10 protein-coding genes are annotated in these 13,752 nt (G+C 65.7%); 3 read left to right on the top strand and 7 right to left on the bottom strand.

Annotation, left to right across the window (positions count from 1 at the left end):
• Positions 1-14 precede the first annotated feature (14 nt).
• Together AC07VS_RS22670 and AC07VS_RS22665 are read right to left on the bottom strand one after the other, a co-directional pair.
• The gene (locus AC07VS_RS22670; protein WP_494752093.1) at positions 15-1,604 is read right to left on the bottom strand and encodes a rhodanese-like domain-containing protein; all 1,590 of its coding nucleotides are present in this window, start codon (positions 1,602-1,604) and stop codon (positions 15-17) included.
• A gap of 116 nt (positions 1,605-1,720) precedes the next feature.
• Entirely contained in the window at positions 1,721-2,323 is a 603-nt protein-coding gene (locus AC07VS_RS22665) for a cysteine dioxygenase family protein (protein ID WP_494752092.1), read from the bottom strand.
• A 113-nt stretch (positions 2,324-2,436) separates the two neighbouring features.
• Between AC07VS_RS22665 and AC07VS_RS22660 the strand changes: the two genes are divergently transcribed.
• Positions 2,437-3,303 (top strand): LysR substrate-binding domain-containing protein, encoded by an 867-nt coding sequence (locus tag AC07VS_RS22660; RefSeq protein ID WP_494752091.1) that lies wholly within the window; start codon positions 2,437-2,439, stop codon positions 3,301-3,303.
• A gap of 28 nt (positions 3,304-3,331) precedes the next feature.
• Here AC07VS_RS22660 and AC07VS_RS22655 read toward each other — a convergent pair whose 3' ends face one another.
• From AC07VS_RS22655 to AC07VS_RS22645, 3 genes are all read right to left on the bottom strand, one after another.
• A complete protein-coding gene (locus AC07VS_RS22655; protein WP_492345642.1) occupies positions 3,332-4,672 on the bottom strand; it encodes a diguanylate cyclase domain-containing protein in 1,341 nt (446 codons plus the stop codon).
• Positions 4,673-4,820: 148 nt separating this feature from the next.
• Complete coding sequence (locus AC07VS_RS22650; RefSeq protein ID WP_492346155.1) at positions 4,821-5,831, bottom strand: Bug family tripartite tricarboxylate transporter substrate binding protein; 1,011 nt, start codon at positions 5,829-5,831, stop codon at positions 4,821-4,823.
• Positions 5,832-6,122: 291 nt separating this feature from the next.
• Positions 6,123-6,473 carry a DUF1304 domain-containing protein gene (locus tag AC07VS_RS22645; protein ID WP_492345641.1) on the bottom strand — a complete coding sequence of 117 codons (351 nt, stop codon included), beginning with the start codon at positions 6,471-6,473 and terminating at the stop codon, positions 6,123-6,125.
• A gap of 320 nt (positions 6,474-6,793) precedes the next feature.
• Here AC07VS_RS22645 and AC07VS_RS22640 point away from each other — a divergent pair, with 320 nt between their 5' ends.
• Together AC07VS_RS22640 and AC07VS_RS22635 are read left to right on the top strand one after the other, a co-directional pair.
• The gene (locus AC07VS_RS22640; protein WP_492345640.1) at positions 6,794-7,495 is read left to right on the top strand and encodes a Crp/Fnr family transcriptional regulator; all 702 of its coding nucleotides are present in this window, start codon (positions 6,794-6,796) and stop codon (positions 7,493-7,495) included.
• Positions 7,496-8,263: 768 nt separating this feature from the next.
• Complete coding sequence (locus tag AC07VS_RS22635; protein ID WP_494659139.1) at positions 8,264-8,980, top strand: Crp/Fnr family transcriptional regulator; 717 nt, start codon at positions 8,264-8,266, stop codon at positions 8,978-8,980.
• Here the strand turns inward: AC07VS_RS22635 and AC07VS_RS22630 are convergent, their stop codons facing one another.
• Positions 8,981-12,436, bottom strand: a complete 3,456-nt coding sequence (locus AC07VS_RS22630; RefSeq protein WP_494752090.1) for an AAA family ATPase — start codon at positions 12,434-12,436, stop codon at positions 8,981-8,983. It lies immediately after the preceding gene.
• A complete protein-coding gene (sbcD, locus tag AC07VS_RS22625; protein WP_494752089.1) occupies positions 12,433-13,704 on the bottom strand; it encodes an exonuclease subunit SbcD in 1,272 nt (423 codons plus the stop codon). Before sbcD ends, AC07VS_RS22630 begins: the two co-directional genes overlap by 4 nt.
• Between the last annotated feature and the right edge of the window lie 48 nt (positions 13,705-13,752).

The following is a 13,752-nucleotide window of genomic DNA, read 5'->3' as shown; positions in this document are numbered from 1 at the left end:
GGCGCTTGCGCCCTTCAGCTGCGGTGCGGCAACGCGGCAGGCAAGCGAAAGCCAGCGCGTTCAGCGGGGTCCAGCTGGGCCACCAGGCCGGTCTCCCAGGCGAGGTAGCGACGGGCGGCCTCTTTGTTGCCGTCGTGCCGGTCGTGCACAAAAAACAGGTAGTCGATGCATTGCGCATCGCTGGGTGACTCCGGGCTGGCCACCACGGGCAAGCCCGCCGACCGCCAATCGTCCAGCCCACCCGCCAGCAGCAAAGGCATGGGCAGGTTCTCGGGCCACTCCGTGCTGGCCCACGCCGCCACGTCGGGATGCTCTGCCACCAGCACAGGCTGGCGGCTTTCGCGCTTCAGAAGCCCTGGCAGCGCCGGCCGGATGGACCACACGGCCGACGCGATGTGGGCCTGGCGATACTGCATGCCAGGCCTCAGGTCGATCAGGGCCAATTCACCGGCCCGCAGGCGCGCGGCCAGTTCGGCGGGTTGGATGCTTTGCAGCGGGGGCGGCTTGGGCAGCTCCGCCGCGGGCAGATCCAGGCCGCTGGCCAGGCCACCGGTCAATACGCAGGCGTCGTGCCCCATCTGGCGCAGCCAGCTGGCCACGGTCGGTGCCCGCACGCCGTCACTGTCGAACAACACCAGGCGCGCGCCCCGCACGCCGATGTACTGGTCGGCCGCCTGCATCAATTGGCCACCAGGGGTGTGTTGGGCCTGAGGCAGGCTGCCTGCCGCAAATTCTTCGGGCGTGCGCACATCGCACAGAAACAGGCTGCGCTGGGGATCGACCGCCCAATCGCCCACGGTGCGGGCATCCACAAAGGGCACCTCAAAACGACGCGCCAGGCGCTCGGCCTCAGGCTTCAGGGCTGCACTGCACGAATCGTCGGGGTAGCGTCGACCGCCGCCGTGCTCCAGCACATGATCGGCCAGGTACCACCCTTGCGTGCCGTTCTCCAGCGCGTAGACCGGATTGGGAAGGCCCAGGTTGATGAGGGTCTGTGCGCCGATGATGCTGCGCGTGCGCCCGGCACAGTTGATCACGATGGGCCGCAACGGGTCGGGCACCAGGGTCTTCACACGGTAGGCCAGCTCTCCGTTCGGGCAACACAGGGCCCCAGGGATGTTCATCTTGCGGAATTCGCTCACCGGTCGACCGTCCAGCACGGTGACGGGTTGGCCCTGGGCCAGCCACTGGGCCAGTTGATCGGCACTGATGCGCGGGGTGTGGTAGACCTGCTCGGCCAGTTCGCCAAAGGTCTTCGAGGGCAGGTTGACCCCGGCAAACAACACATGCCCCGCAGCGGCCCAGGCGCGGGTGCCACCCGCCAGCACACTGACCTGCCCGTAACCCAGGGTCTGCAGCCGCGTGGCGGCGCGCTCGGCCACCTGCCACGGGCTGTCATCGCCCGCGTCGTACACCACCACTCGCACCCCGCGGCGGGGCAGCAATCGGGGCGCATCGATCTCCAGTCGGCTCAAGGGCAGCGGCACGGCATGAAAGAGATGGGCCTCGCCGTACTGACCGTGTTCGCGCACATCGAGCACAGCCAGTTCAGAGCCATCGTGCAGCCAGGATTTCAATTGGGCGGGTGAGAGGTATGACGTCATGGGAGCCTGATACACAAAATTGGGGCGCAACAAGGCCTGCAGCAAGCCCGTCGGGCTCGCCGCACGTTGCGGGACAAGAACCAGAAAGCAGACCGCGGCGGCCGCAGCCGCACCGGTCAGCGGCGGGTCTGGACGCCGATGCCCATCACCTGGCAGGTGCCAGCGTCGAGGTCATAGCTGGTACGTGTGTTCAGGGTTTCGAGCGCACGGCCATACATGTGCAGGTGGCGGATCACCTGATCGCCATGGATTTCCACCGAGTGAATGTCTTCAGGCATCAGGGCAATGCCCGAGCCGGGTGCGACCAGCACGCAATCGGTCTCGCGCAGGCGGCCCACGCCGGGCACCGATCCATCGTCCAGGCGCTGGTACACGCGGTTGTGCTCCGTGCCCTCCACCGCCGCCACACAGGCCCAGGTGGTGTGGTTGTGCGGCACGATGCGTTTGCCGGGACGCATCACATTGAGGTAGAGCGCAAAGCTCTGGTCTGGATCTTCGGCAATCAGATAGCGTGCCTGATGCTCGCCGGCTTCCGGTGCGGCATAGGTATCGGCTTGCCAGAAAGCCGTGGCGGCCGCCAGCTTGAGCAACTCTGCCAACACCTGATCGAGACGCGCCCGGGTGGGCTCCTGGCCCTGCAAGGCCTGCTTCATCTGCGCGATGCCGGCCTGCACGGCCTGTTGACGTTGCACGGCGATGGAAGGGGATGTCGTGTTCATGGAGAGGAGATCCTGAAGGGTTCGTGAAAGGTTCGTGACACGCTTCACTTTAGTGAGACGCAGCGACACGAACAATCCGGCACAGCCATAGAACACTTCAATAAAATTAATACATGGACACCCTGGACCTTGAACTCCTTCGCACGCTCGCCGCCATCGACAACCTCGGCAGCTTTGCAGCCGCCGCCGTCCAGTTGGGGCGCACGCAGTCCGCCATCACCCAGCAGATGCAACGCCTGGAAGAACAGATCGGCCAAGCCCTGTTCGAAAAGCAAGGACGAAACAAAGGCCTGACTGAGCACGGCAAGCGACTGCTGACCTACGCACGCCATCTGTTGAACATCAATGACGAAGCGCTGCGCACCCTGCAGCAGGGGCAGTTGCAGGGCCTGCTGCGCATCGGATCGCCTCACGACACGGCGCAGACCATGCTGCCACCGTTGCTGGCCGAAATCGCCCGGCATTCACCTCTGCTGCAGCTTGAGATCCATGTGGGTCGAAGCCCCTTCCTGATGGAGGCGCTCAAGCGGGGCGAACTGGACATGGCGCTGTCCAACCGGGTCGACAGCACGCTGGAAGGGGTGGTGCTGCGCTCCTCCCCCACGGTCTGGCTTTGCGGTGCGGGCTATGTGCACGACCCCCGCAAACCGGTACCACTGATCACCGCCGATGGCCCCAGCATCTACCGTCGCCTGGGCCACGAGGCGTTGGAGTCGGCGGGCATGAGTTGGACCGCGCGCTGCTCGGCACCGAGCCTGATCGGCATCCGGGCCGCCTTGCACGCGGGCCTGGGCGTCACGGCGCGGGGTGTGGAACAACTCGACGCAGGCCTGAGGGTGCTGGGGGCCGCCGACGGCATGCCCGCCATGCCCGACCTGATCTATCGCCTGTACATCCGCAGCCACGTTGTGAACCCACTCACCCGCCAGGTGTTCGAGAACCTCAAGAACCGCCTGCGACTGGCCACCAGCCCTGCGTGAACCCCGGCGCCAAAGCCGCAACACAGCCTCAGTGCGTGGGCACCGACGCCTGTCGCCCCGCACGCTTGGCCGCGTACATGGCCTCATCGGCCTGAGCCATCAGTTGATCAGTGCTCACCCCATGCTCAGGGTAATGGGCGACACCAATGCTGGGCGTGATCTGCAGGGTATGACGCCCGATGCGGAGCGCCTGCTGCAGCGTGGCCCGGATCTTGTCGGCGACTTGCAGGGCATGTGACGGCTCCTGGATGGATTCGAGCAGCACCACGAACTCGTCACCGCCAATGCGGGCCACCGTGTCGGTTTCGCGCACGCAATCCCGCATCCGGCGAGCCACCTCTTGCAGCAAGCCGTCGCCCACCTTGTGGCCCAGCGTGTCGTTGACCTGCTTGAAGCGGTCCAGATCCAGGAACAGCACCGACAGACGTCCCGCCGTGCGTTCGGCGCGCGCCAGCGCACCCACCATGCGGTCGTGCAACAGGTATCGGTTGGGCAGCCCGGTCAGCGCATCAAACTGGGCCATGTGCTGCAGACGCGCCTGCATCTGCTTGCGTTCGATGGCGGTGGCGATCTGGGTGGCAGCGTATTGCAGCAGGGCCTGCTCTTTGTCGTGCCACGGGCTGTGGCCCGCGTCACGCTTCAGGATCAGGGCCCCCAGGGTGCCACCGGGCGTGCTCAGGGGCACGCCCAGCCTGGCGGCCCAGCCCGCCCCAAAGGCCGAACGCCAAGTGTCGGGTTTGTCGTGCAGGTCATCCGGCGTGAGCAGCAACAGCCCCCCGCCAGCCATCGCAGCCTCACTGAGGAGACGATCGGCTGGCGCCTCGTGATCGGTGTCAGACGGCGCAGGCTGGCCGACGTGGGCGTCGTAGGCCATCCGGAAACGCCCGTCTTGTGGATCCCGCACCAGCACCTTGAAGTGCGGCGCCGGCATCAAGCCCCCGACGATGGCATGGATGTTGGCGATCAGTTCGCGCACGTCGCCGTTCGCATGCGCAGCCTCAGAGATGGCGAACAGGGCGGCCTGCGTGGCCTCGGCCTGCTTGAGCGCGCTGACGTTGCGCGCCACGGCGTAACGCCGTTGATCTTCCTCTGACCAGCGGGCCGACCACATCAGGTGCACCAGAGAGCCGTCCTTGCGCACATAACAGTTCTCGAAATGCAGATGCGGCTGGCCTGCCATCACGTGCCGGGCCGCCTGCAGCGTGCGCTCCTGATCAAAAGGGGCAATGAAATCGGTCATGCGACGGCCGATCATCTCCCCGGGGGCATAACCAAAGATATCTTCACCGGCGGGGCTGATGTATTGGAAGATACCGTGGGCATCAACCACACAGATGGCGTCCAGCAGCAGGTCGGCAATTCGGTCCATGAAAGCTCTGTGATCTGAGCGGGGGGACGAAAATCGTCAAGCCGCAAAAGTGTTACTTGAGAGGGTAGCTGATTTCAACATGTTCGCCCAGCGGCCAGCTTGGTCAGGCCAAGAACGTGTCCACTCAAACAACACCCCTGCCCCTCACTCAATCAGCGCCCATCTGGGCCTGCCGGGCCACTTTGCCCAGGCGCTCGTACTCACGCAGTGTCAGGGCTTGCAGTTCGGCCGCGCTGCCGCTGCGCGGCGTGAAGCCCGCAGCCACCAGCTTGTCCTTCACGGCAGGATCTGCCAACGCCTGCGCCAGGGCCTGCTCCAGCCGCTGAACCACCGGAGCCGGCAGGCCCGCTGGGCCATACACACCAAACCAGGGTTCGACCGCGTAATCGCTCAGCCCCGCTTCAGCCAGGGTCGGCACATCGGGCAGGGCCGGCGAGCGCTGCGCCCCCGCCACTGCCAGCGCCCGCAGCTTGCCGGCCTGGATGTGGGGCAATGAGGCGGGCAGATTGTCAAACGCCACAGGCACCTGCCCGCCGATCAGGTCCGTCACCAGCGGCGCACTGCCCTTGTAGGGCACGTGCACCCAATCGGTCTTGCTGAGCTGGGCAAACAACACGCCGGCCAGGTGCATCGAGGTGCCGGTGCCCGCCGTGGCATACGCCAGGCCCGGGTTCTTGCGCGCATGCGCCAGCAACTCAGCCACATTCTTCACCGGCAGTGCCGAGCCCACCTCGAGCACGATGGTCGAGTTGCCCAGCAAGCCCACCGCCGTGAAGTCCTTGCGCGGGTCAAACGCCATCTTCTTGTAGATGTGGGGATTCAGCGCATTGGTCGAAATGGCGCCCATGCCCACGGTGTAGCCATCAGGGGCCGACTTGGCCACCGCATCCATGCCGATGTTGCCGCCGGCCCCCCCGCGGTTGTCGATGATCACCGGCTGCCCCAGGGTCTGCGCCATGCGCGCGCCCACCGTGCGCGCCACCAGATCGGTGGTGCCCCCCGCGGCATACGGCACGATGAATCGGATGGGGCGGGCCGGAAAGGCCTCTTGTGCCCTCAACGGAGCACTGCCCAAGAGGCCCAACACCGCCGCACTGGCGGCGCCCAAAAGGGCGCGGCGGCGTTGGGGGGTTTGCAGCGGCAAGGGGTGAAAAGACATTGGCATCGATCGGTCTCCTGTCGGTTTGATAGGCCCAGGGCATGACGCGCGTGGGTCATCGTTCATGGGCATCGGTGGGCATTTTTGCCCGGATACCCGTCTGACGCATGAAACCGCGTGAGAGGGCCCGCCCAGGGCCGGGGCTTGCCCCGGCAAACCTTGCCGATCGGGGCCTGCACCCAGGGTCGGGCTCAGCACCGGGCCCGCAGGGTTGGCGCGGGCCGGCGCAGGATCAGGCCAGCCCGTCGGCGTCGACCGCGCCTTCTGCAAACGGCCTATCGGCCCGCCAGGTCACCAGAATAAAAACACCAGTCCCAGAACTGCTGGAACGGTCTGCACAAACAACACCTTGCGGGCCACGGTCACCGCACCCCAGACCCCCGCCACCGCCACGCACAGTAACCCGTAGGTGGCAAAGGCCTTGGCCACCCCAGGTTCGGGGTACACCAAGCCCAACAACAGGGCCACCACCAGAAAGCCGTTGTAGCAACCCTGGTTGGACATGGCCGCGGCCCTGGCGTCCACGTCCTCCGGTTTGATTCTGAAAACCTTGACCCCCCAGCTTCGGTAGAAAACCGTCTCAGCCAGAAAAATCAGGGCGTGGATCAGACACACCAGCCCAATCAGACCTTTTGCCAACATTCAGTGCTCCTTTTTGAAAACCCAAGCCCCGAGCCGGGGCGGCGGACAGGCGGAATGCGCGGTCAAGCCACCCGTGAATCGTCAATCGGCCAATTTCGAACGACGTTGAATGACACCCTGCAGCGCAGCCTCAGACCACGGCAAAGTTCTGCCCCGCCAGGCCCTGTCCAGCGAAAAGAATTGATCAATGGACCGCCATCGGTAATCATCGCGGGCCCAAGTGGTACGACAACTCTTTTCGACGAGCGCCCCTGAGAATCGGGCCCGATTCTCACTTGTTGTCCGACAACAAAATGTCCACTTCAGACTATTCGTTGCCCATGAGATACAAAACGGATTTCATCCATCGCCCACCCCCTCATGTCGATGCGCGACTTCGCGCCGTGTCACAACGCCGGACCCTGGCCCGAGGCGAGGTGCTGCTTTCGCCCGACTCCCCCTGCGGCCTGCTGTTCGGCGTGATCACCGGCGCAGTCAGCACGGCGCTGTATGCCGAATCGGGCAAACGGTTCGGCAACACGATCTGGACCGAAGGCCATTGGTTTGGTGAGGCCAACCTGCTGAGCAAAGGCTCGCAACCCTTTTTTGCCGAGGCGGTTGAAATCAGTGAGGTGGCCGTGATGGACGAGCCCACGTTCAGACAGCTCATCACAACCGATCCTGAGGTGCTGCTTCACTTGGCCACGCTGGCCGCCAGCCGCTACATGCGCCTGCTGTCCTGGGTCGAGCACTCGGTGCTGCGCCCCATCCCCGAGCGCATTGCCCTGCTGCTGTGCGCCTCCTCCGAACGACGACACAACCAGCAACGGCTGGTCAGGGCCTCTCAGGACAGCATGGCCGACTGCCTTGGCGTGTCCCGGCAAAGCATCAACAAGTGCCTCAAGAGCTGGGAGAAGCTGGGCCTGATCGAGATCTTTTACGGGTCGATCGTGATCAAGGATGAGAACAGCCTGATGGCCGCCGCGTGCCAGCCGCCTGACAGCCACGAGCCACGCCACGCGGTGCCCGATCTGATGGGGTGAGGCCTGACCCGGCTCGGGGCCGAATCCATCGGGCGGCACCCGGCGACGGCGCCAATTTCAGACACAGCCCGCTGGGCGCCTGCGGGCTTGTCAATGTCAAGGCGCGGGCCTTGGTGCGTCGATGACGTTGAATGGGCCCATCCATCCCATCGCAAGCATTCAATATTTTGGAGTGAATCAATCGCGGCCCTGAACGACTTAATCGGCCTCGAAAGCGGCACCCTCACCTGCAAAAAATCAGCCCTTTGCTTTAACTTGAATGTCTGCATCGACCTGATTTACCCGGCACCCACCATAATGCCGCCGTCAATGAATGACAGGCTGTCTGAGGGATCGGAGCCAAGAATATTTCCACATTCATTTCGATCAAAATGGCCGGGGCCATCATCCAGCGATAACCAGGCCAGGCGGGCGTCTCGGAATATTCTCAGTCGATTCGAATTCAACATCACGGCAACCCAAGCCACTATCGATCAACTCCGCGCCTCCGTCCGATCACCCCACATACCCTGAAGAAGACCCTACAATTTTGTGCGGACGACATGCGATACCAAGAAAATACGGCTGGGCAGCGTCAGGCATCCGCCCTCAGTCTTTGAGTTTTCGTTGCATCTGTTATGTTTTCATAATTAATTGATAATTTTGACCATTCAGCCTCGCAACCCACTCCGGCTCCGTCCATTTTTATCGTCTCATTTATTGTCAATATTTGACAATCCGTTGCGGCCGAGTCACACCGCAACGAACGTGATCTTCAGATGAAAAAGAATGTCAAAACTTAACAATACCCAGCCCAAGGCTTTTGCAACCGATATGGTCAGCACCCTGTCGCCAGAAAGCCGACAAAAGCTGCTTGCCGTTTCGGAGCTGAAACGCGTGGAGGCGGGCGACATCATCTGGGACCGGAGCGATGACCAAGAAGCCATGGTCCATGTGGAATCAGGGCAGATCCGGAGCTACCTCTTTTCAAGCACCGAGCCTCAATTTGGATTCACCGATTGGGGACCAGGCAGCTGGCTTGGGGAGGCATTTTTGCTCTTGCCAGGCGACAACGTCTTCACCGTCGAGGCCATCGAGACCTCATTCCTGCGGATCATCCAACGAGAGGCCTTCCAGCGTTTGATGGTGCAGGACGCAGCCCTGGCCTGCGATGTGGCCCGGCTGGTCGCATCGCGGTACCGGCGGGTGCTGTGCTGGGTGGAAGAAGCGATGTCGCGCCCCATCCCGGAAAGGATGGCCACCAAGCTGGTCCGCCATTGCACGCCTCGCTCCAACGGAGGGTTCGTCTACTGGGGCTCACAAGACAACCTGGCCACCTGCCTGGCGGTGTCACGCCCCACCGTGAGCAAGATCCTCAAAAACTGGGAGCGCGACGGGCTGATACGGATCAGCTACGGGTCGATCCAGATCACGTCGTGCGAGCAACTATTGCAAGCCGCCCGGGAAAGCCCACCGACCACGAACCCCACGCAAACCACAGCGTGATCAGACCCTCAAACGCGAATGCCCCAGGCCCCCGCCCTTCTCCACCCGGATCTGGGCCGAGATGCGGTCTTTGAGGCCCTCGACGTGGCTGATCACACCGATCATCTTGCCGCTGGCGTTCAGGGTGTCGAGGGCACTCAGGGCCACCTCCAGGGTATCGGCATCGAGCGTGCCAAAGCCTTCGTCCAGGAACAGCGAATCGATCGAGGTCTTGTGGCTGACCAGATCCGACAAGGCCAGGGCCAGGGCCAGGCTGACCAGAAAGCTCTCTCCGCCGGACAGGGTGCGCGTGTCGCGCGCCGTGTCGCCCTGCCAGGTGTCCACCACATCCAGCTCCAGCTCACCCGTGCCTTTGCGGCGCAGTTGGTAGCGCCCATGCAGACGCTGCAACTGCCGGTTGGCCAGGTGCAGCAGGTGATCCAGCGTGAGACCCTGGGCAAAGCGGCGGAACTTGTCGCCCTTGGACGAGCCGATCAGCCCGTCCAGGCGCTGCCACAGCTCAGACTCGGCGGCCTGGGTACTCAGTTGCTGCAGCAGGGCCTGCTGGCTGATGCGCCGCTGCTCGTCGTCGCGCAGCAAGGCCTGCTGGGCGCCCAGTTGTTGGCGCAGATCGTCCAAGGCTTGTGACTGATCGGCCAGCAAGGCCTCCAGCTCTGCCAGCGGGGCCTCGGTCAGCGCTTGCAGCTGCAAGGTGTCGCGCTGCTGCAACGCGGCCTCGTGCACGGCCTGGGCCTGGTGCAGGGCCTGGGCCAGACGGGCTTGCAGGGCCTGCAGGCGTTCGCGCTCGGCCCCGGGCAGCAGGGCGTCGGCATAGGCCTGGGCGTCAGCAAAGGGGCTGGCCTGCAGCGCAGCCTGCCAGGCCGCCTCGGCCTGGGCCTGGGTCGCCCGCTGCTCGGCCAGGGCCTGTTGCAACTGGGCCAGTCGCCCCTGCAGGGCTGCGCGCTCGCGGCTCAGTCGATCAACCTCGGCACTCAGGGTGGCCAGCGACGGGGGCGGTTCGGGCACGGTGATGGCCGGTGCATCGAACAGGCCGCCCTGCGGCCCGGGCGCCGGGGGTTGCAGGGACTGCCAGCGCTCGGTCCAGCGGGCCTGCTCGGCCTGGGCGGCCTCGCACAGGGCCTGCTGGCGGCTCAGTTCGGTGGCCAGGGCTTGAAGGCGAGCCTGGGTCAGCTGCCACTGCTGCCATTCGGCATGGCGCAACTGAAGCCAGGCTTCGGCCTGGGTGGCTTCGGGCAGCTCAAAGCCGTCGTCGGCCAAGGTGGTCGCCAGCGCCTGGTGGTGGGCGGCCAGGGCCTCCGTGTGCTGCTGCACCGTGGCTGCGATGGTGAGCTGGCTTTGTGCCGCCCCCTGCAGGGCCTGGTTCAGCAAGTCCAGCTGGGCCTGGGCGGCCTGCCGGGCCTGGGCCTGGGCATGGGCCCGCTGGTGAGCGGCTTGCAGCACGGTTTCGGCCGCCTCGACCTGCTGCACGGCGTGCAGGGCAGCGGTGACCTCCTGCCCGGCCTGTTCAACGGCCTGGGCCAGGGCCTCGGCATCGGCCCAATCGGGGCAGGCCGGTGGCGCCAGGCCCAAGGCCGTGCAGGCCTGTTGCCAATCGGCCTGCGCCTGTTCGGCCTCGGCCTGGGTGGTTTGCTGCTCTTGCGCCCAGGCGCTCAGGCTGGCCTGGGTGCGGGCCAGGGCGGCGGCGGCGGCCTCGCCCTCGGCCCGAACATCGTCAAGGGCCTGTTGCGCCGTCTGCAGAGCGGCCTGGGTCGCCGACACGTCCAGCGCCTGGTAGGCCGCCACGGCCGGGTGATCGGGCGAGCCGCACAGCGGGCAAGGCTGCCCCGGCTGCAGGTGCTGCCGGTGCGACTCCAGGCTTTGGATGCGCTGCTCCTGGGCCAGCAATTGCTGCTTGTCGGCCACCGTGGACTTCAAGGCCTTGTAGCGCGCCAGCAAGGCTTCTCGCGCGCTGGCCTGCTGGGTCTGCTGCTGCAGGCCTTGTTGCTGGCGGCTGGCCTGCCGCAGCGCGAGCGCCGTCAGCTCGCGCAGGCGCAGTGCCAGGGCCTGCAGTCCATGCCATCGGGCCTGACGGCCCTGGCTGGCCTGCCAGTGCTCGCGCCACTGGGCCAGAGGACGCCCGGCCAGGCTTTGCTGCAGCCCGGCCTGGGCCGTCTGCACCGTCGCGTCGGCCGCGGCCTGGGACTGCTGAGCCTGGGCCAGCGCCTGCTGCAAGGCCGGGGCCTGCTGCTGAAGTGCCGCCAGTTCGTCGGCCTGCTGGTGGGCCCGTTGCTGCTGAGCCACCAGCTCGGCCCGGCGCCGGGCCAGTTCAGCCAAGCCCTGGCGCCACACGCCCAGGGCCTCGCCCCAACGCGCATGGCGGGCATGGGTGCTGCAGAACTGATCGCTTTGCTGCTGCTCAGCCCGCAAGGCCTGCAGCTGCTGTTGCGCCTGCCGGGCATGGCGTTCGGCCACGGCCAGCGCCAGGCCATGGGCCTGCAGCTCCTGGGTACTGGTTTGCTGATGCTGGGCCTGCAACTCGCTCAGTGCCTGCACACTGGCCTGCACCTGAGACTGGGCCTGCGCAACCTGCTGCTGCAGCGGCTGCAGGGCCTGGGCGGGCTCACTGGCGGCGAGGCGGCGCAAGGCGGGCGCGGCCTCGTCCTGGGCCTGCCGGGCCAAAGCCAGCCGCTGCCCCGCCTCGGTGGCGCCCTGTTCGGCCTGGGCCATTTGCAGCCGCCACTGACGCTGCGCCTGGTGGGTCTGTTGTTGCAGCTGCAGCGCCTGGGCCTGCGCCTGGAGCCTGTCGGCTTCCGCGGCCATGGCGGCGCGGGCCTCGGGGGCCAGCAGCTCCATGCCCTCGGCACGGGCCTGCATTTCTTTGAGTCGGGCCTTGGTCTGGCTGGCCTGTTCGTACACTTTTTGCGAGATCAGGCCGTAGATGTCGGTACCAGTCAGCTCTTCGAGCAGTTCAGCCCTTTCGTTGGCGCTGGCGTTGAGGAAGGCCGCAAAACCACCCTGGGCCAGCAGCATCGACTTGGTGAAGCGGGCAAAGTCGAGGCCGGTGATGGCCTCGATGCGCTGCAACTTGTCCTTGCTCTGGCTGCACAGGATCGCGCCATCGCCCCGGGCCAGCTCCACCTTGGGGGGCTGCAGCGCGCCGTCCACCTTGTCGCGGGCACGGTGCTGGCTCCAGAAGGCACGGTAGACCTGCCCTTGAACCTCGAATTCAACCTCGGCCAGGCAATCGGCCGTGTGCCGGGTCATGATGTCGTTGGCACTGGCGCTGATGGTCTTGAGGCGTGGCGTCTCGTGGTACAGCGCCAGGCAGATGGCATCCAGCAAGGTGGATTTGCCCGCCCCGGTGGGGCCGGTGATGGCGAACAAGCCGCTATCGGCAAAGGGAGGGCGGGTGAAATCGACCTGCCACTCGCCTTTGAGCGAGTTGAGGTTCTTCAGGCGCAGGCGCAGGATCCTCATGCGGCCACCCCCTCGGCCCCTTCAACCCCATCCAACGCTTCGCTGCCCTGTTGCAGGGCCATCAACACGCTCCGATAGCGTTCGGTCAGGGCCTGGGCCAGTTCGGGCGACAGCGCCTCTTGCTGCAGGCGGCGTTCAAACACCTCCTGCGGGCTGAGTTCATCCAGCGTCTCGCGGGCCAGGGCGGCCAACTGGGCCGTGGCCGTGCCGCGGTCGCGGCGCACGCGCAATACCTCCAGGGGCAGACCCTCGGTCATCTGCTGCACCCGGGCCGGCAGATCGGGCAGGTAGTCGTCCTGGCTGACCGTGACCTCCAGCCACAGCGGGCAGGCCGCAGTGGCCTGGGCCGCCAGTGCCGGCATGGCCTGTGCAAGTTCATCGAGCGTGCCGCGCACGGCCTGCAGGCCCTGAAAGCGGGGCACGGGCAGTGGACTGACCTGCTGCAGGCCGGCATCGCCCAGGTCGATCAACAGCACCTCTTTGTCCTGCGCGGCTTCATCAAAACTCAAAGGAAGGGGCGAGCCGCAGTAGCGGATGTGCTCGTGCCCGCCCACACGCTGCGGCCGGTGGATGTGGCCCAGCGCGACGTAATCGACCGGCGGAAAGGCGTCGCAGGGGTAGGCCTCCAGGCTTCCCACATAGATCTCGCGCACCGATTCGCTGAGGCTGCTGCCCAAGGTGGTGAGGTGCCCGGTGGCGACCAGCGGCAGGTGCCGGCCCAGGGTGGCCCGCAGTTCGGCCTGGCGCGTCAGCGCCACCTGATACACCGCCGCATAGTGAGCCTGGATGGCCTGTTGCAGGGCCTGCTGCTTGTCCTGCGCGCTCTGCCCGGCCTGGCTCTGCAACACATCGCGCGGACGAATAAAGGGCACGGCACAGACGATGCACCCCGGCGTGCCATCGCGCTGCGGCAGCACCAGCACCTGATCGGCCGGCTGCGCCGCAGGCTGGGCCACCAGGTGCGTGCCCAGGCAGGCCAACAAGGCCTGGTTCTCGCCCAGCATCGCCACCGAATCGTGGTTGCCCCCCAGCAACAGCAGGCCCACGCCCGCCTCGCGCAGGCGCACCACCAGTTGGCTGTACAGCTCACGTGCATGGCTGGGCGGCGTGCCCGTGTCAAAGATATCGCCCGCCAGCAGCACCGCATCCACGGCCTGGACCTGCACCTGCTGCAACAGCCAGTCAATCAGGGCCTGGTGCTCGGCCTGGCGGCTTTTGCCCATGAAATGCTGGCCCAGGTGCCAGTCGGAGGTGTGGAGGAGGCGCATGGCAAATGTGAAGAGTGCGGTAAAGGCCGCGTGCAGCAGAAACGAATC

Source organism: Curvibacter sp. GW821-FHT01G03 (genome assembly GCF_059422285.1).
This window is presented reverse-complemented; position numbering and strand designations above follow the sequence as displayed.